This window comes from Roseateles sp. FW305-36, assembly GCF_058787015.1.
Map to the genome: position 1 here is coordinate 249,094 of NZ_JBYSZK010000010.1, position 22,621 is coordinate 271,714.

General features: G+C 63.5%; 15 protein-coding genes and 1 pseudogene. 8 read left to right on the forward strand and 8 right to left on the reverse strand.

Annotation, left to right across the window (positions count from 1 at the left end; all coding sequences use genetic code 11):
- Positions 1 to 5: 5 nt before the first annotated feature.
- Both AC3WOE_RS19765 and dgoD read right to left on the reverse strand, forming a co-directional pair.
- Positions 6 to 899: a 2-dehydro-3-deoxygalactonokinase gene (locus tag AC3WOE_RS19765; RefSeq protein WP_492692835.1), complete on the reverse strand. Its 894-nt coding sequence runs from the start codon at positions 897 to 899 to the stop codon at positions 6 to 8.
- Complete coding sequence (gene dgoD, locus AC3WOE_RS19770; protein ID WP_492692837.1) at positions 896 to 2,044, reverse strand: galactonate dehydratase; 1,149 nt, start codon at positions 2,042 to 2,044, stop codon at positions 896 to 898. Before dgoD ends, AC3WOE_RS19765 begins: the two co-directional genes overlap by 4 nt.
- A 714-nt stretch (positions 2,045 to 2,758) precedes the next feature.
- Here dgoD and AC3WOE_RS19775 point away from each other — a divergent pair.
- The 4 genes and pseudogenes from AC3WOE_RS19775 (at position 2,759) to AC3WOE_RS19790 (ending at position 7,305) form a co-directional block, all read left to right on the forward strand.
- Entirely contained in the window at positions 2,759 to 3,121 is a 363-nt protein-coding gene (locus AC3WOE_RS19775) for a hypothetical protein (RefSeq protein ID WP_492692838.1), read from the forward strand.
- 27 nt (positions 3,122 to 3,148) lie between these two features.
- Positions 3,149 to 4,243: an OmpA family protein gene (locus tag AC3WOE_RS19780; RefSeq protein ID WP_492692839.1), complete on the forward strand. Its 1,095-nt coding sequence runs from the start codon at positions 3,149 to 3,151 to the stop codon at positions 4,241 to 4,243.
- Between the two features lie 708 nt (positions 4,244 to 4,951).
- Positions 4,952 to 5,833, forward strand: a complete 882-nt coding sequence (locus AC3WOE_RS19785) for a hypothetical protein (protein ID WP_492692840.1) — start codon at positions 4,952 to 4,954, stop codon at positions 5,831 to 5,833.
- A gap of 606 nt (positions 5,834 to 6,439) precedes the next feature.
- Positions 6,440 to 7,305, forward strand: a pseudogene (locus AC3WOE_RS19790) (lysophospholipid acyltransferase family protein).
- Positions 7,306 to 7,353: 48 nt separating this feature from the next.
- Here AC3WOE_RS19790 and AC3WOE_RS19795 read toward each other — a convergent pair.
- Positions 7,354 to 8,481: a HEPN-associated N-terminal domain-containing protein gene (locus tag AC3WOE_RS19795; protein ID WP_492692841.1), complete on the reverse strand. Its 1,128-nt coding sequence runs from the start codon at positions 8,479 to 8,481 to the stop codon at positions 7,354 to 7,356.
- A gap of 277 nt (positions 8,482 to 8,758) precedes the next feature.
- Here AC3WOE_RS19795 and AC3WOE_RS19800 point away from each other — a divergent pair, with 277 nt between their 5' ends.
- Genes AC3WOE_RS19800 through AC3WOE_RS19810 form a run of 3 tightly spaced genes read left to right on the forward strand, consistent with a single transcriptional unit; the run spans position 8,759 to position 11,291 of the window.
- Complete coding sequence (locus AC3WOE_RS19800) at positions 8,759 to 9,649, forward strand: hypothetical protein (protein WP_492692842.1); 891 nt, start codon at positions 8,759 to 8,761, stop codon at positions 9,647 to 9,649.
- 3 nt (positions 9,650 to 9,652) lie between these two features.
- The gene (locus AC3WOE_RS19805; protein WP_492692843.1) at positions 9,653 to 10,372 is read left to right on the forward strand and encodes a hypothetical protein; all 720 of its coding nucleotides are present in this window, start codon (positions 9,653 to 9,655) and stop codon (positions 10,370 to 10,372) included.
- Entirely contained in the window at positions 10,347 to 11,291 is a 945-nt protein-coding gene (locus tag AC3WOE_RS19810; RefSeq protein ID WP_492692844.1) for an ATP-grasp domain-containing protein, read from the forward strand. The genes AC3WOE_RS19805 and AC3WOE_RS19810 overlap by 26 nt, the downstream gene beginning before the upstream one ends.
- A 191-nt stretch (positions 11,292 to 11,482) precedes the next feature.
- Here the strand turns inward: AC3WOE_RS19810 and AC3WOE_RS19815 are convergent, their stop codons facing one another.
- The 4 genes from AC3WOE_RS19815 to AC3WOE_RS19830 are packed head-to-tail and all read right to left on the reverse strand — an operon-like array spanning position 11,483 to position 19,607.
- Positions 11,483 to 12,592 (reverse strand): Wadjet anti-phage system protein JetD domain-containing protein, encoded by a 1,110-nt coding sequence (locus tag AC3WOE_RS19815; RefSeq protein WP_492692846.1) that lies wholly within the window; start codon positions 12,590 to 12,592, stop codon positions 11,483 to 11,485.
- Positions 12,585 to 17,480 carry a coiled-coil domain-containing protein gene (locus AC3WOE_RS19820; RefSeq protein ID WP_492692848.1) on the reverse strand — a complete coding sequence of 1,632 codons (4,896 nt, stop codon included), beginning with the start codon at positions 17,478 to 17,480 and terminating at the stop codon, positions 12,585 to 12,587. The genes AC3WOE_RS19815 and AC3WOE_RS19820 overlap by 8 nt, the downstream gene beginning before the upstream one ends.
- Positions 17,481 to 17,487: 7 nt before the next feature.
- On the reverse strand, positions 17,488 to 18,201 hold the full coding sequence (locus tag AC3WOE_RS19825; protein ID WP_492692850.1) for a hypothetical protein: 714 nt from the start codon (positions 18,199 to 18,201) through the stop codon (positions 17,488 to 17,490).
- A 50-nt stretch (positions 18,202 to 18,251) separates the two neighbouring features.
- Complete coding sequence (locus AC3WOE_RS19830; RefSeq protein ID WP_373716919.1) at positions 18,252 to 19,607, reverse strand: hypothetical protein; 1,356 nt, start codon at positions 19,605 to 19,607, stop codon at positions 18,252 to 18,254.
- 201 nt (positions 19,608 to 19,808) lie between these two features.
- Between AC3WOE_RS19830 and AC3WOE_RS19835 the strand changes: the two genes are divergently transcribed.
- Positions 19,809 to 20,612 carry a WYL domain-containing protein gene (locus tag AC3WOE_RS19835; RefSeq protein WP_268149091.1) on the forward strand — a complete coding sequence of 268 codons (804 nt, stop codon included), beginning with the start codon at positions 19,809 to 19,811 and terminating at the stop codon, positions 20,610 to 20,612.
- A 166-nt stretch (positions 20,613 to 20,778) separates the two neighbouring features.
- On the opposite strand, the gene AC3WOE_RS19840 is transcribed toward AC3WOE_RS19835, so the two are convergent.
- A complete protein-coding gene (locus AC3WOE_RS19840) occupies positions 20,779 to 22,356 on the reverse strand; it encodes a hypothetical protein (RefSeq protein ID WP_492692852.1) in 1,578 nt (525 codons plus the stop codon).
- Positions 22,357 to 22,621 lie beyond the last annotated feature (265 nt).

Below are 22,621 nucleotides of genomic sequence, written 5' to 3' on the forward strand. Positions count from 1 at the left end.
GTCGGTCAAAGCCCCATGGTTTGCGCCAGCTGCCAGAGGCCGGCGGGCGCGGTGTTGTCGAGTTGCAGCGGCGTTTCGATGCGGAAGCGGCCCAGGGCCAGGGCATAGCGCTCGCACAGCGCCGGGTCGCCGATCAGCGCGAGGCTCTCGGGCATGCCAGCTTCCAGCTCGTTGGCGATCTCATGGCCAATCAACAGGCCGGAGAGGTAGTCGGGCAGCTGTTCCGGCGGCAGGCGTTTGAAGAGGCCCAGGGTGCGGACGGCGAAGAGCTGGTGGCTCAGCGCGCCGTCCTTGCGTGCGGCATCGACACCGGCGAGGAAGGCTTGGGCGGAGGGCGGTGCGGCACCGTCGGCCGGCATCAGGCGAGCCAGCACCGAATGCTGTCGCAGCAGGGCATAGAGCTCGCCCGTCATGTGAGTGGCAAAGCCCGTCACCCGGCCGGCCTCGATCCGAGCCCATTTGGAATGCGTACCGGGCAGCACCAGGCAGGACTGCGCCGCCAGTTCAGGACGCAAGGCGAGGGCGCCGACGATCTGGGTCTCCTCGCCGCGCATCACGTCGGGCTGGCCGGCGTCACACATCAGGCCGGGCAGGATGGCGACGCGGTCGTTGAGCTTCAGCGCATGCTGGACCAGCGCGGCCGCATCGGCCGGGCAGGGCGCATAGGGCGCCTCGCGCCAGCCGTGCTGGCTGCCGACCATGCCGCAGGCCAGCACGGGGGGGGCGGGCCAATCGGCCACCACCGCCGCGAATGCCTGCTCGAAGGCCGCCGTGCCCGACAACGTCGAAGCGCCCTGCTCGGACTGGCGCGTGGCCAGCACCTCGCCGCCCGCGCCCAGCAGGAAGGCCCGCAGCCGCGTGCTGCCCCAGTCCAGCGCGATCAGACGGGCCTCGCTCACCATTCCGCGACGCTCCCGTCCGCATGGCGCCACAGCGGGTTGCGCCAGTCCGGCGCCACCTTGCTCGCCGCGATGACCTTTTCTTCATCGACCACGACGCCCAGGCCGGGCTTGGTCAGCGGCTTCATATAGCCGTTCTCGATATGGAAGTCTTCCTTGTTCAGCACATAGTCCAGCAGCTCGCCACCCTGGTTGTAGTGGATGCCCATGCTCTGTTCCTGCAGCACGGCGTTGTGCGAGACGAAGTCCACATGCAGACAGGCCGCCAGCGCAATCGGGCCCAGCGGGCAATGCGGGGCCAGGGCCACGTCATAGGCCTCGGCCATGGACGCGATCTTCATGCACTCGGTGATGCCGCCGGCATGCGAGAGGTCGGGCTGCACGATGGACAGGCCACCGGCCTGGAAGACGCGCTTGAACTCGAAGCGCGAATACATGCGCTCGCCGGCCGCCAGCGGGATGGCGGTGTGCTCGGCCAGGCGGGCATAGGTCTCGTCCTGCTCGGCCAGCACCGGTTCTTCGACGAACAGCGGCCGGTAGGGCTCCAGCGCCTTCAGCATGACCTTGGCCATGGGCGCGCCGATGCGCCCGTGGAAGTCGATGCCGAACTCGATGTCGTGGCCGAAGGCCGCGCGGATCTCGGCGATGCGGGCCACGGCCTCGTCCACCTTGCGGGCGCTGTCGATGAGGCCCATTTCCTCGGAGCCATTCATCTTGAAGGTGTCGAAGCCGCCTTCGCGCAGCCGCTTGATGTCGCGGATGACGTCGGCCGGACGGTCGCCGCCGACCCAGGAATAGACCTTGATCCTGTCGCGCACCAGGCCGCCGAGCAACTCGTGGACGGGCGCGCCCAGCACCTTGCCCTTGATGTCCCACAGCGCCTGGTCGATACCGGCGATGGCGCTCATCAGGATGGCGCCGCCACGGTAGAAACCGCCGCGGTACATGACCTGCCAGAGGTCGTTGATGCGGGACGGGTCCTGGCCGATCAGATAGGGCTCGAACTCGTGGACAGCGGCCTCGACCGAGCGCGCCTTGCCCTCGATGACGGGCTCACCCCAGCCGCTGATGCCGGCGTCGGTATCGATCTTCAGGAACATCCACCGCGGCGCGAGGCGGTAGGTCGTCAGCTTGGTGATTCGCATGGGCCGTGTCTGCTACAGGAACGGCCGTGAGCTTAGGAGGGTCAGCTAGTTCTGAAATATCGATTCTTTGCTGGTAGCTATATGGATTTCATATTGCTGTTTTCGGCACCGGAAAAGCAAAAGGGCTGCAGATGCAGCCCTTGAGACGGGGTGAAGCGATTTCAGTCGCGCTTGGTGGTGACGTCAGCCAGTTGAGCGATGACGGCCACGGTGGACAGCGTCAGGGTCACGATCAGCAGTTCCATTTTCTTTCCCTTTCTTCGTTGTTGATGCCGATATCTTAGGGTTTTTACTGAATTGCACAAGGGTTAACCCTATGCATTGCCGGCATGGAACGATACGGTACCGCGCACCGCGACCCGAGCTGGCGGATTTCCGTGCGCAGTGGCTGGGTCCCCAATCTTGTGGATTCATGGGCTCTCGACTTGATGTGAGATTGGCGTCGGGGAGGCGCTACGGCGGCGCAACAGTCGAATGGGCACGAAACTCAGTCTCACGGCCGAAGGCGTCCTGGTATTGGATGATGGGCGTCGCGCCATCGAGTTGCAGCGCAGCCGCCTTTTTGCGCTGGGCGAACTCGACTTGCCTGTGAGCCGGGAGCGGTTCAGATACCCGGGTGACGTCACCTCGCCCCCACCAGCGCCCAGCGCGCCATCGCAACAGCCCCCCGAGCAGACGACCAGGCCCGGCAGGCCGCGAATTCCATGGCCCTCCATGTTCAAGTCCCCACTCGATGCGAACCTGGAGCTTCCGACTCGACTGGTCCATGTTGCACGGCTGGACCTGATGGATCCGCAGCTCAAGGAAGCCTGGGGCAAGTCCATTCGCAGGACGGCATCCGTCGCGCGCTACGCCGCGCTGTGGAGCGAGCTGAACCACTATCCGGTCAAAGCCATCGCCGAACACCTGTCGAGCCAGGCGGACCAGGCGGCGATCACCGACGCGAGCACGCTGAATGTGCTGCTCCTGAAGGAGGATCTGGCGGCGCCGCTTGACCTGGGCGACATCGCGGGGAGGGCGGCTGACCTCAGCCCGGGTATCCAGACCCTGCAGGTCTACTACGTGCCGGGCATGTAGTCGGTGCGCTTTTGAGGACCAGATCCCATGAGCGACAACGTGGATGCCTATGCGACGCCGCGGGCCAACCTGCGCGAGAACGTCAAGACGATGTCGACCATCCTCGCCGGCACGGCGGGTGCCGTCATCGCAGGCTCGCCGTTTTCAGGGATAGGCGCGCTGGACCCCATGTCGCTGCGCTTGCTGGCCGCCATCATCGGCCTGGCAACGGTGGCGCTCTGTCTGTTCTGGGGCTGGAAGGAACTCACCTTCATGCTGCGACCAGACCTGCTGAATCCCATCATCCTGCGGGACTCCTTCACCCACGAGCAGATCCAGCAACTGGGGCTGCCGGCCTCCGAAACGGATGAGCTGCTGTACGTGAAGGCCGAGTTCGGCCGCACTCGCAGCAACTTGCTGCCCGAGGAGATCAGTTCCTACGAGGCCTTCGAGAAGTATCTCGACGATGAATGGGAAAAGATCTACGAGGCGGAAAAGGCGGTGGCGCAGCAAAAGCTGGACGCGACCGTGCCGGAAGCACTGAGAAAGAAGTTTGCGCAGTACGAACAGAACCTGCGGGACATCGGGTTCTGGGCCACCGTCACCCGGCTGGCCGACCGGGTTGAACGCGGCCTCAAGAAGGTTCAGACGCTGGGGGCAATCAGCCTGGCCGCATTGCTGTTGTTCGCCTGGGCGGCCAATCCGCCGAAGAAGGACGACGGGCCTGCGAAGCCCTCGATTGTCCAGGTCGTGACCTCGTGCGCGTCCTGTCCCGTGGGCCAGCCCATGCTGGCTGCGCGCAAGGTCACGTTCGCGAACAACTCGCATGAACTCGATGGCGCGGCCTACGCGGTGCTGAACGAGGCCGCAGCAATGCTTCGTCAACAGCCGACCCTGGGCGTGCTGCTGCTGGCCCACACCGACATGGTCGCAGCCCATCAGCTCAATCGCGCATTGGCCGCCAGGCGCGCTGCGGCCGTCCGGCGTGCCTTGCAGGACCAGGGCGGCGTCACGCCGAGCCGGGTGTTCGCCTCGGAACTGGCCAAGACGGACCTGCCGGTCGTGACCGGCCCGGAAGTCGCGCAGCCGGAAAATAGAAGCGTGGAGCTGCTGTTCGTGCCGCTGCCTTTGCCGGCACGCTGAGTTCAGCCCTTCGGATCGCTTGCCTAAAAGAGCGAGACCAGGTAGTGCGGGGGCGCGTTGCTTTTCAACAAACGCCTGCAGATTTGAAGCAGCCGGAGAATCGCCGCCAACGCTGTTGCATTTGGGCAAGGGCGTCAACTGTTGCGTTTCGAGCCCGATGCTTGCGAGCGCGGACCGTTGTCCGACGGCAGTAGACCTGGCCTGGTGACTGCGAGGGCAGGGCGCCAGGACGATGTGAACAGCCTGGCTTTGGAGTCTGCGCATGCGGGCGCCGACGGCGCCTTGCGAATTCGTGCTTCCTTTGGTCGATGCAGCCCCGGGCGACGGGCACCAGGCTTGGGCGGCCTACGCATTGAGGACTTGCACTGGCGAACGTTGCACGGCCTTTCAATTGCTGCTATCGCCTGCAGAGTCGGTTGTCATGCAAGGCGTCGGACTTGTGATCTGCGCGTAGAGCTGAGCGACGCTCCAGCGGGTGGCCGGGGCCCCGTCCGAGATCGAGGGGCTGACGTTGCGGAGGCCTCGAGCGTCGCGCTAGGAAATGCCGTTAGGCGGCAACTGCGCTGGTGGCGCCACGGAGGTAACCTCCAGGGGCGGGCTGAGGGTTGAAAGAAGCGGCGGCCATCTGGTGACCTGGCGCGCCTGGCTCGCGTTGCGGCTGCACACAAGAATTCCAGTCAATAGCGTCGACGGGCGGGAGGAACAAAGATGGCCAGCACGGGCAATGCGCTTGAGAGCGAAATCGTCAAATGGCTTATTTCATTGATCGAGTCCGAGAAGCTCGTCGCCGAGATCGGCGGAGTCGACCGGATTCGTGAGATCGAAGCGTCGTTCGATCAGCCGGACAACATTCCCGCGTTTGGGTTCGACCACCTGTCCCGGCGAGCCAGCGTGCGCGCGGCAGACGCCGTGTTGGAGAGTCTCGAACTGTTGGAAGTCGTTGCGGTCGACAAGAGCGTATCGCTGACCACAAGTGAGATTCTTCGACCGGACATCGTGTGCTTCAACCGTGAGAAGCGTGCCTTCGTCGTCTTCGAGGTGAAGCGTGACGGTCTGACCGAACGTCAGGCGATCACCGAATTGGCGGGCTACGAACATGAGCTGCGCAACCTTCTGCCCTTCATCGGCAACTGCGAGGTCAACTTCGTTGTGGTCTCCACGCACTGGGACACGTTACTCGATCACGCTGTCGCCAATCACAACACTTGGTCAGGCAAGAATTGTCTTGCGCTCAAAGTTGACGCAAGCAGCAGCCAGTTCACCTTGAATTGCCACATCCCTCAGGCATGGCAACTCCGCGGCGGTGTTGGCCTTCCTGAGGACGCACTTCAAACCATCGACGTGTATCTTGAAGAGAAGGACGCCGCCGATGACGAAGACGGCGATGAAATTCCACCGCAGCTGATCACGGCGATGAACGCAATTGCGAGGTCCGGGGATCGCTTGGGATCCCACGGTTTCGCGCTGTTGTGGCGCGATACCGCTGGCTTTGGCAGCGGCGTCTGGGCCATCACTCTATGCGGCATTGATCCCATCGCGATGCACGCCTGGTGCGCCAATAGTGGCCTTGCTACAGAACTGCCGGTATGAACTTGTTGTCGCGGTTCAGGGTGTTTCGAGGGGGGAAATCTTGTCGGCTCGCTAGTGTAGGAAGGCGAACCCTAGAACTGTGAAACGCAACACTCCGACAACTACCGGATATGGCGACAATGTGCATTATGTTAAATAACAAATGCGCAGCCCCCTAAGCTGTCGACGAATTTCCGAGCGCTTGAGGATGACTGGCTGGACAACGTGATCCCTGTACCGATGTCCTCCGGCGGAGCCGCCTGATGATGCGCCGTGGGGGCCTTGGATCCGTCGCCCAACGTTTACCGGTGGCGGCCGCCGATATGACACCAACGTTGGGCGTGGTCGTCCTGCCCAACCTTCACCTACTTGTGGCCGTTTCGCCCAACGTTAGCGTGCGGCGCGGTGAGCTGGTTGGGACGGTCGCACAGACCTGCCCTCAGCGCCGGCCCCGTCGCGCAGACCTGCCTGCCGCCTGCGGCCCGCACAACGTTGACCTCCGCTGGCGCACTGACAGCAACGTTGACCACCCATTTCCGCGCGGACGGCCGCCTCACACAGCGTTGACCTCCGGTGTTGTGCCGGCTCAGCGCCGATCCGCATCTGCATAGCTACAAGAGTCCATCAGTGTTCTTCAAAGCGACCGTTGCTTTTGTCTGGCTGCTGAGCTGGCTACCGTTCACGGCGATCTCGGCGCTGGGCTGGCTCGTTGGCCACCTCATCGCATCGATCCCGTCCTCCCGACGCCACATCGGTCAAGTGAACCTCAGACGTTGTCTGCCTGACTGGACTGAGGCCGATCGCTCCCGGCTGCTTCGTCGCCACTTCGTCGCCATGGTTCAGATGCTGCTGGAGTACGGGTACTGCTGGTTTGCGTCGCCCGAACGCCTGCGGCGACTGATGCGCATCGAAGGCCTGGAGAACCTGAAACAGCACGAAGGCAGGCCGGTGATTTTGATGATGCCGCACTTCACCGGCTTGGACCTGGCTGGCCTGCGCGTGTCGCTGGAGACGGAACTCGTCAGCATCTACTCGCGCCAAAAAGACCCCTGGCTGGACGAGTTCTTCCGGACCCGCCGGCTGCGGCTGGGTACCGGCATCATCTTTTCGCGACAGCAAGGCACACGCGCCGTCATTCGTGCGCTGAGGGACGGCTACCGGTGTATTACCTGCCCGACCAGGATTTCGGGCACCGCGACTCAGTTTTCGTGCCCTTCTTCGGTGTGAACGCCGCGACCATCACTGGCCTCTCGCGTATGGCCATGGTCGCTGGCGCGGCAGTACTGCCTTGCTACCCAAGGCGCGAGGCTGGCGGCTACGCCTTGGTTATCGAGCCTGCACTGGACAACTTTCCGACCAATGACCCAACTGCGGATGCGGCGCGCATGAATGCCATCATCGAAGCCCAGGTCCGGCGCCAGCCCCATCAATACTTCTGGCTGCACAAGCGCTTCAAGTCGAGACCTCCGGGGGAAGCAGACTTTTATGGTTAGCGCGTCAAGCTACTAGGTTTGGCAGCCTTGCTCGCCGCAAAAGCCGCTTCAGGTTTCCGTGCTGAACGCTGATGCGCCGTCAAATCTCAACCAAGGGTCCACCTTTCGCCAGTTGGATTCCTGCAAGCCGAGATGCGCAGGCTCCGCAAAGAGGACAACGTTCCAGCCCTGCCTATGCACCGTGCTGCCGTAGGCGATTCCGTCCAGGCGGCCGCCAGGGAAAGCAAAGTCGCGCAGGAACTCTGTCACCACCTGGGACGGCAGATAGTCGATGTGCACGCGCTCGTCACGCTCGACCGGCTTCATCACGTCGGCGGCGAAAGCGTGCAGGAAGCGAAGCACGAGGCGCCGCTGGCGTCCGACGTCTGAAAACAACCCCGGGACTGCCGGGAGCTCGCGCAGATCCAGCACACGAAGCGGCTTCAGCGCCACCCATCGGCCGACGTCGGCACGCGTTACGCGCGTTTCCATGACCGCCGTCCTTCGGGACGAAGCCACGTAGAGCATGGGTATGCCAGGCGGGTTCATGCGGTTGCTCTGGGTCGCAAACTCGACCGGCGGCGTGCCGTATTCATTGGCCAGATCCCGTCGGTCAGGCGGCAGGTTCGTTCGTGCACGCCAGAGGGGCGTGCCCTCCTCTATTTCCCTGACGAGGCCCATCTCCCGGCTTGCGCTTGCGATCGTGGCCAGCAGCGAAGCCGGCGTGTATGAATCGACATCGTCTGACCCGGTGCTGTGGAAGAAGAAGCGGCGCTTGTGCTTCACCGTCTCGCAGAAGCTCTCCCAGCTCGTGAGGAGCGCCTGATCAAGATCCAGGCAGGTCCAATCGTGGTCGCACCATGTCTCATCCGGAAGCGCGTGCAGCAATGCGTAGAAGAGCTTTTCCTTGTGGTCCCGCGGCAAGGAAAGCGCGATCTCGTCTCTGAGCAGGTCATAGGTATCCCACGTGTTGCCACCGATGTAGCCGCCTTCGGCGGTCTCATAGGGCATCTGGTCGACCGCTCGGCCCCAGTACTTCTGAATGCACGCTGTGATGAAGTCGCAGACCCCCTTGAACTCGACGGCCGGCGCATCGATCCTGCCGCAGAAATCACAAAGCCGGTGCTCGCCGTTCCGGCTTATCCACGCGCCTAGGTCCTCGTCCTCAAAACACGCTGAGCAGACGTAATCTGGCATTGCTTCTCCCTCAACTCCCATTGGTTTTGACCAACGGCTCGGTTCTGGCGGCGCTGTGCTACCGCCCTACTCCGGCTGACTGGGCACCGAACCGCCCTACTCCCAAGCCTCGCCGCCCTCCCCCGGCGCCTGCGCGCCCTGCCCCAGCGAGTTGATGCGTGGGCAGGTCACGATTACCGGGCCTGGGCGGCCGCTGAAGGCCGTGATCTCCACAATTTGTGCGATGACGGACCGCTAGGTCATGTCGAAGATCGCTCCCCACACAAGGGAGACGACCATGGCCATCATCACCCAGTTCGCGACGGATCCGACGCTGACCGCGATCATGAACAAGCACCACGCCTGGCACACGCCAGGCGGTGCGCACGGCAATCCTGGCCGGCAGTTCCCGATGGGAACGCCTGGGTCAGGACTCGAGTTCCTGCAGTTCCACCAGGACGTCATCAATCAGTTCTTTGCGTGGAACAACGTCCACCACGCTGCGTCGGCAGCTGACATCGCCCCATGGAGCGCAATCCCCGCGGAACTCAAGCTGCCGGAGACCGGCTGGCCGAACCCGGGTTTTGGCGGCGATCTTTCGGTGGCTGAGGCTCGCATCAATTCGAACTCGCCGCCGTTCGCGTCGGCCGACGAGCTGGGCATTCACATCGAGACCACGATCCACAACTGGATTCACGGCGCGGTTGCTGCGTCCAGCATCCTCAACCTACCGGCTGCCGAGAAGACGATCATTGCCGGCTTCCATTCCGTGCAGAGCACCTTCTTCTACAAGATCCACGGCCTGGTGCAGTACTGGTGGAACCACTGGGCGCATCCGAAGTCGCACATCAAGGAAATCGTCGACCAGAAGTTCGTGGTCAAGGACTTCCAGGACACCAAGCATCACCTCAAGGAAATCATCGATACCAAGTCGGTGGTGAAGGACGTTTCCGAGAACGGGCCGAAACGCATCAAGGACAAGGACAAGGACCTGGTCGAGAACAAGATGATGGTCGAGGTCATCGATCCTGCAGAGATCCGCGGCGACCCGGTGATGATCAAGACCCTCATCGACCAGGTCGCAACGCTGCAGGCGAAAGCGGGCATCAAGCGCTCGCCCTTCATCAAGCCCTTCATGCGTCCGGCTGTTTCCCACGTCGTAGCGAAGAAGCGCAAGGGCAAGGAGTGACGTTTGCTGCTCATCGTCGCCAGCGAGCTTGATACCGCCGCGGCGCAGGCCTCCCGCATCTGGCCCGAGGCGCGGGTGGGGATCATGACGCCGCGCGACCTTTGCAGTGGCGGTACCGCCATCGAGGTCGACGCCTTTGGTGAAGGCAAAGTCGTCGTCCAAGGGCAAGTGGAAGCTGTCAGCGGCATCGACGCGGCCATATCGCTGTTGCGGGCGGTGCCGCAGTACGAGTTGTGGCAAATCGACGATGCTGACAGGCCCTACGTCGCGTCCGAGCTCACCGCCTTTCTCTACTATTTCCTGTCGCGCCTTGAATGCCCGGTGCTCAACCGGCCGAGCGCGCATCTGCTTTCAGGGCCTGGTTGGGGTTCGATGCAATGGGTCTGGGCCTGCCGGCAATGTGATCTGCGCACTCGACCTGACTCGTTGCACCGACTGGAGGGCGCGGCGCCCCCGGAGCCGTTGCCCCGTTGCGGAACGGTGCATGTCCTGGACGATCAGACATTTCACGAAGGCCGGACTCAGGCCGATGCCGGCCACTACGTTCGACTAGCACGGCGGGCTGGCGTTCGCTACCTTGCAATTCACGAGTCGGAAGATCAATTCGGCTGCTACGTTTCGCTTGTCGACACGGTCCCCAACCTCGCCGACCCTCGCGTTGCCGACTTGCTGAAGAACCAGTTCAGATGGAGGGAGCATGGTTTTGCTCTGGGGGCTGACTGAAGACGGGCCGCTGAGTGCGGTGCAAGCTGAGCTTGAGCGGCAGAAGGTGCCGGTGGCTTTTGTTGATCAGCGGCTGGGGCCGAAGTACACCCTCGACTTCGACGGCGTGAAGCCGGGCACGCTGGTCGGTCCCGATTTCTCGGTTGCACTCGACACCATCGTCTCGGTCTACGCGCGTCCGTACAACTTCTCGGAGCTCGATACGTTCGAGGGTGTCGAGTCGTCCGATCCGACCTGGCTGGAGATGGCTCGCCTTGAGGAGAGGCTGTCCGGCTGGTGCGATGTGGCCGATGTTCTGGTGATCAATCGGCCCTGCCAGATGGGCTCGAACTCGTCAAAACCCTTCCAGCTCGAGATCATCCGCAAGGCCGGTTTCTTGACGCCCGAGACCTTGCTGACGACCGACGCCGAGGCCGTCCGGCGCTTCATCGCGAAGCACGGCCAGGTGATCTACAAGTCGATCAGCGGTTGGCGCAGCGTCGTCAAGCGGCTGGGCGACGACGAGCTGGCCACCATTGATGACGTGAGTTGCTGCCCAACCCAGTTCCAGCAGTACGTCGAAGGCGTTGACTACCGCGTCCACGTGATCGGGGACGAGATCCATCCGATGCGCATCGTCTCGGAGCAAGACGACTACCGTTATGCCCAAGACACGGAGATGCTGCCGGTGACGTTGCCGGCCGAAGTTGCAGACCGGTGCGTGCGTCTATGCCGAACCCTCGACCTCCACTTCGGCGGAGTTGACTTGCGTTTGAGCCCCGACGGTGGCTGGTACTGCTTTGAAGTCAATCCGTCGCCAGGCTTCACCTACTTCGATCGCCAAACCAGCTCAATCGTCAGGGCGCTGGCGTCTTGCCTTGCCACAGGCGCGGGGAAGACAGTTGTCTCGCAAGGGGCCCACTGTGCCGCTCTGAAATAGCCGCCCCGTCGGCGTTCAAGAGCTGGTGTTGGTCTTGTGCCGGCCGACGTGGGCGATCACCGCCTCGCTGCCCTCCCCCGGCGCCTGGGCGCCTGCCCCAGCGAGTTCCTGCAAGTGCTGGTCACGCCTGCCCGACTTGCGTGGCCGCCAGAGGCCGCGATCTTCTCAATTGTTGCGATTCGTGGATGGCCTCAAGCACCGAGCGCCAAACTCGACGCTTCGGCCAGGCCCACATGGGCCAGCGGCTTGTACTGCCTGACGTCAAGGGTCTCCTGATCGACCGCGCGGGCGTTGCAGGAAGCTGCGAGGCCGTCCAGCAAGCTGTCGCCCGTGGGTGTCCAGGCCATTTGCAGCGCCTTGCCGCTGAGCCCAACGTAGGGATGCGAGGACTCGCGCCGAGCGACCAATGCCCGCATCGGCACATATAAACCGCTGAGTTCCAGCTGTGGCAAATGCTGCCTCAGGGCCATCGCGATTCGCAGCCCCTCCCGGTCGAGGTCGCCCCAAAAAAACATCCGATGGTGGCCAAACAGTCGATCCAGGCTATGCCCGCTTCCAGTGCGGCTCAGTACTTCACACCCCCCGCTTCGCACACTTTCCAGCAATGCCAGACCAGCACTGCTGTCTGACATCATGTTCAGGCCGTAGCCGTACGCCGCGATCAGGGCCACTTGCTCGTCGAGCCCTGCTTTCACCGCCATCTCGAAGCTGGTCGTGTTTTCGATGAAGAGAACAGCCACTGGCTGCGGTGGGCCAGCGACGACCAAGTATCGAGGCGTCGATGGCAGTCGATCCACCCCCAAGAGTCTGAGCGTGGCCAACGGAAGGCGGCTCAACACCTTGGAGGAGCCAAGGATGTGCTGTGCGCTCACGCTGAATCCGAACTCGCCCTCCAACGAGGCCGCAGCGCCCCGGATTCGAAGCAGTCCTTGGATGACGTGGAGCATGTCGATGGACTCCAGGCCGTCAAAGAGCGCATGGGAAACCGCCAGCGCGTCGGCGAGTTGAGCGTCGCTCGTGCCAGCCGCCAGGGCCTCCCGCCATGCCTTTTCGGTCTCCGACACATCGATTAAGGTGGGGACAACGGTCAGGTATCCCGCGTAAGGAATTCCCATCGTGTCGGGCTTGTACGAAACCAGCTCGCTTGACCGCAACTGCCGCAATGCGTCGTAGATCGAGACGAGATCAGTCCGGAGCGCCCGCGCCGCGCGCGAGGCCACGTCCGCCGCGAGGAGCTTGCGGCCCTTGGGACCCGAGGTTCGTCGCAACCATGCGAGCAAAGGACCGACGACGTCATCCATCGAGCGCCCCATTCCCGTTCGGTTGGCGCTTGTGCATGAACGTGGCGAGCCCCATCGAGCCTTCCGGCCGCCCGTCTTCGCACCGGATGTAACTACGCCCGCCTTCTGTATCGCGGCTGCCGACGCGCCGGCCGACCACATAGGTTGGGAAGATATTCGAGTTGTTGCGGTACTCGGGGTTGTGGATGAGCCCGATCAGCTGCAGGCTGCTGTCGGCTTCACCCAGTCCCTTGAACGCCTCGTCGATGAGACGACGATCAGTCAGGTTGCTGAAGAGGCCGTCGAAGAACAACACACGTTGCGATCGGCTGCGCAACCGCTTCTTGGAGCCGCCACCCAGGTGTCGGCGTACCGCGCATTCCAGGTGGTACTCGGACTCGCGAATGAGCCACAGCATCTGCAGGGCCGACTTCTGACCCTCGGACATGCCCGGCTGGACCGGCCGCTCTTTGCCCTCCCACATGCCGACATGGATGAACTCGACGGCCGGATCGACGAAGATCCGCTCGATCAGCGCGCGACGGATGTCGGAATTGAGGCTGCTCTCCACGACCCGACGGGTCAGCTTCTGCCGATCCTTGGCCTCGCGCTTGCGGCCCTCGATGTGATCGCGCAGGTCTTCCATCAGCTTCTTGATGCTTTCCGTCGCAATGACCTCGGCCTTGATCGTGAAACGGGCTTTGGGGTTGCGAGCCATCACGGCATTCATCGTCACCAGGTTGCCCTTGCAGCTCTCGACCAGTCGCGTCAGCGTTTCGATGCTCGCCGACTCGATCACCTGGGTCGACTGCTGCAACTGCTCGAGCTCGGCCTTCTCGGCCTTGAGCTGATCGCGCAAGCGTTCACTGATCTTGGCCAGATCCGAGAGCTCCGCGGTCGTGTTGGCAGTCTGGATGGCTTCGATCTCGCCTTCGGAGAACCCGCCGCTGGACGAGGCGCGCGCCTTGCTGCAGAACTCGCCGCGGACCCGCTCGAAGTCTGACCTGACGCGCGAGGCGTACTTGCGGGCGTCCCCGACCTCCTTTCCGGTGCGCGCGATGTCCATGGCTTCGACCTCTGCGCGAACCACACTGATGGCAGTGCGGTCGAACCGCCCATGGTCGGGGCGCCAGTCCCGCAACTGCCACTGCAGTGAATCCGTGGCCTGGTAGGCCTCATGGGCCTCCGCAGGCGAGCTGCCGACGTCGCGGCTTCTCAGATCCTCTTCGAACGGCGCCGCCGCATTCCTGCGGTTGCGCAGGAAGAAGGCAAGCTCGTGCAGTGCGTCCGCAGCCAGCTGTGCTTCCGTGATTTCGCCTTCCAGGGTTTCTACTTCGCCGTTGAGCTTGATCGCCTTGGCTACCGCGTCGGCGCGGCGCGCCTTCGCCTCACCGATCTGACGCTGCAGAGCCGCCTCGTCCTGTCCCTGGTGCTGCTTGAAGTCATGCGCGCGCTGATAGTTGATCTTTTTCAACGGGTCGAGCGCATCGCGGAGGTCCTCAAGTCCAACCAGGACACCGGCTTGGCTCTCCATGAAAGCCGCATGGCCATCCGCTTCGAACTTCTGCGCCCGCGCCAGGCGGCCCAGCGTGGTGTGGAACGTCGACATGAAGGCGAGCTCACGAGCACTGGCTGCATCGAAATCTGCCTGGCACCTCGCCAACCGTGTCGCGCGCGCCGGCATCTCGGCGTCAATCGTCCCGACCTGCTCTTCAAGGGATGACCGCTTGTCGCTGAGCCCCTCGAACGTCTCATGTCCACCCGCCAGCACAAACCGGCGCGCGCCATCGTGCGCGACGATCGCTTCCCTCGTGACCAGGGGAGTGATTTCCGCGACCCGCTCCTCCAGCCTGACAAATTGGCCGGTGAGTTCTTCGATGTCCAGGGTCACCGCGGCCAAAGCTTCATCACCGCCGATCTGGATGAACCTCCTCGCATCCTGGAGCAGCGTCAGGGCCTCGGTGGACACGAGGCGCTTGGCTGCTTCAAGCGCGGTCTCCAAAGTCGCGAGTTCGGTTTTCGCTGCAGCAGCCTTGGCGACCGAGCCACGCTTCTGGGCCTCCTGGGCGCGCACAGCCTGACGGTAGGCGTTGGTGTGCGGGGTGAGCGACTCCGCCGCCGCCATGGCGGCTTGTCGGTGCCCCTCCTGCTCCTGCCGCTTCTGGGCAAGCGCCTCGCGCTCTTCGGCCAACGCCTGCGGATCGACGATGGCGCGCATGCGCCGGGACTTGGCGCCCGCAAAGAATCCCAGGGATGCGGATGTCGCTGTGTGATGACCCGGCCCTTGCTTGAGCCGCTCGACCAGCGGATCGAGCAGCAGCACCGGCACGTCGTGATCGCCGCGTTGCAGGACCGAGAGCGCCGCTTCAGCCTGGTCCATGTCGACAGCCACCGGCGCATCCAGCAACGGCCCCAGCGCGGCCAGGAGCGGCAACGCATCATCCTTCGGCAGGCTGAGACCGAGGATCACATCCAGGACGCGGCCGACGCCAACGCTCGCCGCCTCAAGGGCGCCGTGGGCTGAGGCGTAGTCCGCGTTGCCGACCTGGTCGAGGTTGTCGAGCGCCGCCAGTTCGAGGTCCAGCTCTGCGACCAATGCCCGAGCCTGCCGCGCCCGCTCCAGCGCGGCGGCGTGAGCGGCGTCCGTGTCCCGCAGCCAAGCGCTGGGATCCTGTCCCGTTCGCTCCAGGTGCTCCTCCAGGCTCTCCGCCAACGGCTGGTGCTGGCCGTACTCCGCCTGAGCAGCGCTCTGCGCTTCCAACAGGGTTTCATGGCGTCGCTGTGGCGATGCAGTCAGCGGGTCGACATCGCCGAAGAGCCGCTTGAAGTCGCGCGTGGCGCCTGCCAGGCGCTGCAGCGACTCCTGTGTCTGCATCTTCGTGCGGCGCTGCCCTTCCCACTGCTGGCGCTTCTGGCCCAGCTGCCGGTGTTCATCCACTGGCGGAGCAACCTTTTGCGGGTCCACGTTGCCGAAGATGCCGACAAACGCTTCAAACGCCGCGCGGTGTTCCGACAGCGTACTGAGCTGCGCCACTGCGCTGGCGATGTCGCGACGCAGGTCGGCAGCAGCCTTTGCGCCGTCGTCGCACGCGGCCTGCGCGGTCCGCAAATCAGCCGATCGGGCCGCCTTGGTGCTTTCGACGGCGGTGTGCTCGGCTTGCAACTCCTCGATGCGGTCTTCGATGCCGATCAGGCCCAGGTCATTGCGGACTTCGTTGCGCTCTACCCAGCCGCCGGACAGTTCGCCGACCCGCCTGATGTGCTGGTTGACTGCATCGGTGCGCACCTTCGTCTGCGTTTCCAGCCAGGCCGGGACAAGAGCCGGAGCATCGTGGAAGTCCTGGGGCAGCAAGTGAAGTCGTTCGCAGAACTCCTGGTACGCCCCCTGGTTCTCGCGCCACTCGGTGACCTGCCGCTCCAGGCCTTCCTTCTCGGCATCCGCGGCCCGTCCGGCGCGCTCTGCTTCGGCGATGCCCTCCTTCAGCGTGGCCTTGCTGCGCGTCAGGCGCCGCACTTCATGGCGGAAGACATTCGTGTCCAGCATGGTCCGGGCGAACTCGAACGCCTCGTCCAGCACGCCGAGCAGGTCGGAGGCGGCTTCCGGACGGCGCGACACGAGCTCGCGCGCCGACGCCGAGTCGTAGTACCGAAGCGCCTTGCGCTGGCCTCCGCGCCCCTCGGAATCTTTGATATCACAATACAAATCAATAACTTGCGAGCTGACCGAGTGGCTCGCAACGGCGCCCTTGGTGGCTGTGACGCGACCGGCGAGCTGGTTCAGGTGACCGGTCGTTTGTTCCAAAAGGTCGGCAAGGCCGGAGCTTTCGATCAGCACGCTGCCATCCTTGTCCAACACCATGGCCTTCAGGCATTGCCTCACCTTGGCACCCAGGGAAAACTCTCCCAGGGCGTTGGGTACGCCTGGCACCCTGGAATCCTTCTTGTCGACGAAGCGTGTCAGGAAGGCCGCATCGACGGCCAGCGTCTGCAGCTGCGTCTGGTACGCATTCCAGGCGTCCTCGATCTTGCCGGCGGCGTCCAGAACCGGCCGAAGCTCGGCCTCCAGCGCCTCACGGCCCTCGAGGTAGGCCTCGTTGCTTTCCACCTGCAGCTTGGCGTCGATGAAGCTGCTCATCGACCTCATGATGGTGTCTTCGACGTTGCGTTCGTCCTCCTCGGCCGACTCTCCCATGACATTCATCAAAAGCTGCGGCGCGACCACCTGTCGGAAATAGGCTTCGTCGAACCGCTCTCCCGGACCGGACGTGACCTTGGAGAAGGCGGCCGACGCGTCGCCGGCGCCTTCACGGTGGAACATGACGTTCTGCCGGACCACGTCCGGGCTCATGAACATCCCCACCACCTTGCTCCACTCGGCGGCGGTGTTCCAGATATTCCACTGGCCTCGGATGTTCTTGACCGCGGCCTGAAGTGCGGACGCGGTGGTGAACTCGATGGCGGTGCCATCCATGCGGCAGGCCGGGACGTCCTCCAACGCGCCGGAGTAGCGATAGAAGCGCGGACTGTCGTCATCTCGGTTGGCACAGACGCCGATCACGAAGGTTTCTGCCGGCGAGTTTTCCGGGTCCGGCGTCATCAGGTCGCGCTGGGTCAGGTCTTGATCGTGGAGGATCGCGAACTCGATGCGGATGTGGGTGGCCACCATGCCGGCCGGAGAGCACCTCTCAAGAAAGCGCGGCTTGAGCACGCGATCCTGGCTCAGCAGGTAGAGAACCGCGTTGGTCAGCGACGTTTTCCCTCCGCCATTGGGGACCTGCACTGCCGTGGACGCGCCACAAAGGTTGATGACGTTGGCTGGCCAGAGCGGACGCCAATTCGCAACACCCATGCTGGGCACCCAGCCCTCGCAGAGGTAGTTGACGATCTCGATGCGGTTGATGAGCGCCATGGCGTTCTTAGCCTTCGGAAGAATCGGAGGGGCGGACAAGCAACTCACGTCCCGCTTCAAGCGGGCCAGTGGCCTGGATCCAAGGTTCGAGTCCCTGGAGATGGTTGTTCTTCATCTCCAGCGCGCCAAGCAGCGACTGGCGGTAGCGGTCTGCCCCGAGGTCGTCCACTTGCGCGCCGTCCACCATCAGCTCGATGAACCGTCCCGCGTACTTGTCCACCTGGGCGCCGCTTTCCGAGATCAGGCAGTTGTAGACCACGTCACCTTTCAGCGCGTCCTGGCCGAGCTTGCGAACCATGTCGTTGATGTACTCATGCATGGCCTGCACGAGGTCGGCGCGCGTGAAGGTCGTCTCGACATAACGCGTCACTTCCGTCGCGACGCGGTTGCGATGGGTGTAGAAAAGTGCGAGCAGCACGAACCAGAGCTGGGTGAACCAGATGCGCCGCGTCGTGATGGTCTCGTTCTTGAGCTGCATGCGTTCGTCGATCCAGCGCTCGCTGAACAACGCGCTCACCTGATCCAGGCGACGCGGCAACAGGAAGACCTTGCCTCCGTGAGCAAGACCCTGAGTCTGGAAGTCGTCCAGCGCCACCAGGTCGAAACCAAACCCCTGCAGGAGGCCTTCGAGCTCGGTGCGCGCCTCCAGGTCGGCGTCGTTCAGCAGCCGGGCGAGCTCCCGCTCGTCGACGCGCCCCTTCCCTCGCGGGATGATCTCCATGCGGCGATGCTGAAGCAGGAAGGCCTGGACGCGGCCCATCTCGATTCGGTTCATGCTGATGCGCCCCTCTCGACCCTGGCCAACTCCAGGTCGGAATAAATCAACTCGCCAACCACGCCATCGGACCGGGTCGCCACCTCGCGCGGGATCCGAAGTTCAATGGGTTCGCCCTCGGTCAGCGCCCAGGGCGCGACATAGACGCCCAGCAGTTCCGCCAGTTCGAGCGTGCCGTCCAGGACGCACCACCCACGTTCGAGCGCTTCGGAAAGCGGCAGCGGCCCAGACGCCAGGCGAGCCCGGATGACGTCGCCGTATTCGCCAAGAAACCTCAAGCGGGTGTCGGCCACCTCGACTGCGCCCACAGCGGTCTCAAAGCGCGGCGCCATCTCCGCCTTGGTCAGCGAGACACGCACCCTGCCCCGGACGTCTGCCGGCGAGGGAAAGATGCCATCGAGACGAAGCGGACCGAACCGGCGAAACAGCGACTCAAGCTGGCGGTCGGAGGGCGGGCGCTTGACCAGGTTCAGCGCCACCTCCAGGAAATCAGTGGCGCTGACCGCCGACGTGCGGCGCTTGGCGGCGATCTTCGTCAACTCCGCCAGGTCGCGCCCGAACGATTCCAGCGCCTGGTAAACGCGCAGGACCTGGTGCTCAAGGTCGTACACATCGACGGCCAGCGTGTCGTCGAGTTCGTCGCTGTCCGTCGCGCGCCAGGACTTCAGCCGAGCCTCGGCCTGGCGCAGGAGTTCGGACGTTTTCTCGATGACATCGCGGAATCGCGGCATCTTGACCTTGAACACCTCCGAGTCCTTGTCCACCTGGCCGCGCTCGATCTCCTGGCGCAGTTCCACGCTGGCGAACCTGATCGTGTCCAGCAGACCGTCGGAGAAGGAAGGCACCACGTCGAAATCACCGGACTCGATAGCGCGCAGCAACTTGAGGGCATCACCTTCCGCATAGGCGAAATCACTGATGTTGGAAGAGACGCTGATCGCATCCCGGCCGATAGACGTCAGCCGGTAGTCATCGGCGTAGTGCGTGCGCTCCACCAGGTGCGTCTGCTTGTCGCTGACCAGATCGGCCCTCCCGTCGGAGCGGTCGATCGCCCACAGTTCCGTCGGCCGCGCGAGCACGTTGAGGACGTACCGAAGATCCTCTGAATCGACTTGCGGCTCCACCTCACGGACAGAGATCAGCAATGCGTCAAACCCGATGAACTCATTGCCGGACTCGTGCGCCAGCCCCCTCAGCACGTCGAGCACGATGCAAGCCAGGTCCAGATAGCGACCATCCCCGCGTCCAGCGCGCTCCTCCTGCGTGTACACAGGCGAATTGCCTGGCTCCCGCTGCGCGTCATGCAGGTCCAGCAGACGCGCGCTGAGTCGGAGCAACGGGAGGCACTTCATTGAAGGATTAGCGTCTTCTCAATAACAGTTAGCCTTAAAGATAACATATCTCGCCTGATAACTGTAACCTGCTTGACTCTAGGCCATACCCGCGCTGTATACTTTCACAGTTATCACTTGTGAATAATCACCCGCGTGCCACCTTCGAACGTCATAAGCCCCGGAAGCGGTCAGGAAGATGGGTCCGGGCGCATCAGAGACATGGACGTCCTGGTGCGCTGGGAAGGCGAGCTTTCGAACGCGCGCATCCGTGAGGTGTTCGGCGTCCAGGCAGTCCAATCTAGCCGGCTGCTGGCCGCTTACATGGCGGAGCGTGGCGAGGCGCTGTCCCGCGCGACCCCACGCGCACCGGTCAAGCCATCTCCAAGGTTCGACGACGTGGTCCCTCCGACCTCCGCCGACGACTACGTGCGGCTGCTGTCCGGGGCATCGACCAGTCTGCCCGGCTCCGACCTCCTCGTCGATGCGCGCCCTTCCCTGTTGAGCGAGAACCCGCGGCTGTTTGCGGATCTGTTGACCGCGTGCCGCGCCGGTACCGGCCTCTGGATTGCCTACGGATCGATGCAGAACCCTGGCGGGATTGAGCGATCCATCTTTCCTCACAGCCTGGTTCGCGCGCCGCGGCGTTGGCACATGCGTGCGTGGTGCGACCTGCGCAAGGAGTTCCGCGATTTCGCCCTTGGACGGGTGCTCTCGTACACGATGCTGGATCAGGCCGCGCCAAAACTACGCCGTCAAGATGTCGACTGGAACAAGTTCGTCAACTTAAAGGTCGTGGCGCATCCTGAATTCGGCGAGGAGCATCAACGCTTGTTGCGCAGAGAGTACTTCGCCGGAAAGGCGTCCTTGAACCTGAGAGTGCGCAAGGCCCTTGCTAGCTACGTCGTGCAGGATCTCCGCCTTGCGACCGATCTGAAGCGAGATCGGCCACCGCAGTTCCAGCTCTATCTCGAGAATTCCGAGAGTCTGGGAGACCTGTTCAGCGTCGGTAGCGTTCCCTCGTGAGGTCACCACCAAGCTGCAATCCGAGTTTGAAAGCTGCGTCTACTTTGATCGCCAGACCAACTCAGTAGTCAGGGCCCTGGCGCCTTGCGTTGCCACAGGTGCGAGGAGGACTGTTTTCTCGCAAGAGGCCCACTGCGCCGCACCGGAATAGCCTCCCCGTCAGCGTTCAAGAGCTGGTGTTGGTCTTGTGCCGGCCGACATGGGCGACCACCGCCTTGCCGGTCGATTCGTCCCAGGCCCAGTGGATCGACAGACAGGAGTCAGCCTGCTTGGCGCCGATGGTGATGTGCGGGGAAATGTCGTAGGTCCGGCCGCCGTCTTTGGCCTCGTACTCGTCGCCATAGCGGTTGCCAGAGGTCTGCGAGACGTCGTCGGCATAGGTGAAGCCCAGCTTCTTGAAGTGGTCCTTCAGAGATCCGACCGACTTCTTGGACTTGAGGCTGTTCTGCCAGACGCCCGCCACTTCATTGATCGCCTGCAGCGCCTGCAACGCACGCTCCGGATGGCGGAAGGGCGAGTCTTCGGCCGAACTGAACGCGCTTTGCAGGAACGTCAGGTGGTCGTTTTCTTCCGCGGCGCGGCGGACCGCGGCTGCGACTGTGACGACCGGCTCGCCCTCTTCAACTGCTTCTGGCCCTGGAGCCGGCTCATCCACCGCCGGCGCTGCATCCCACATGCCAGGCGACGTGAGTGCCGCGATGTTCTCCTCGTGCCGCTTCACCTGCTCGCGCAACGCGTCGTTGTCCGCCTGCGCTGTCTTGAGCCGCTCCTCCATGTCATAGAGGTCGTGAAGCAGCTTGTCGACGTCGGCCGCATCGGCGGCGGGCTGACGCGCCGATTGGCGTTCTTCGCGGTCAGCGAGGCGCCTGAAATCCGTGATTTCCTGCGGTTCTGAGAAGCGAAATGACGCCGCGTTGAAGACTGCGGTGCACAGCTGCCGCTGGGACCGCGCGGCCATCTCGTCCGTCGAAAGCGACTTGGCAAGCCAAAGCGGATGCGCATAGGGCCTTGCGGTCAGCGTGAACCCTGGCCAGTAGATCCGAATCGCCCCGTCAAAGCAGGCCAGCTCACGGCCCACAAGTTCGTCCAGTTTGTAGGCCGCCCACTTGTCGGCCAGTTCATAGACCTTGGCGACGCCGGCGAGGCTCTCTGCCAACGCGCTGCTGTCGATCAGTGGGGCGTCCTGGCGCGTGCGCCGCGAGACCACAACCACCGGGTGCGCTCGCTGTTGGAGCACGAGCTCGGCGACCAAATCGTCGACCTCAGGCGCCTGGATCACTTCGGGCGTCTTGCTGTAGGCGCGGCCAGCGAGGTAGACCGACCTCAGCCGGCTGATGTCTCTCACCAACCGCGGCGAGCCCAGCTTGATGTTGGCTGGCGCGACCTTGAAGCTCAGGCCGGTCACGCACACCTCCAACGCCAAGTCCAGCCGGTCCGCTGTTCGGTACAGCGTCAGGTTGGTGTACCAACCCAAGCTCTTGTCGTACTGGTCCGGATAGCTCCAGCGTAGGTCAATGACGCGTTCGTTCGGCCGCTCGGTCGTTTGCAAGCTGCGGACGACCAGCCGGTGCCCTGCCATAGGCATAGCGTCGATCTCACCTTCGCCGATCGCCGCGACGACGTCATCGACGTTGACGCGAAACCGCGCGTACCAGTCGGTGATCCACCGGCCGACCAAATCCAGCGCCGCGTGGACGTCGTTGGCGTCGTGCACAGACAGCACCGTTGCGTAAACCGTTCTCATGGGCCCTCCCCTGCAGACCGACCTAATTTCGCTGTGTGGTGAGTATCTGGGCCCAGGCCGTGAAAGCGCATTGGGTGGCTACCCTCACCTCAATTGCGACGGCACGCTATGCAGGGAGAAGCCGGGATAACGGGTTCTATCGGATCAAGCAACGGTCCAAGGTTAAGGGCGTGGGTGTGCTCGCACTGCTGTGAGCGTCCAGCCTGACCATCTTGAGGCGAGGCTTTCGCCCTGTCTCACGAAGCTAAAGTGGCGTCCATGGCTG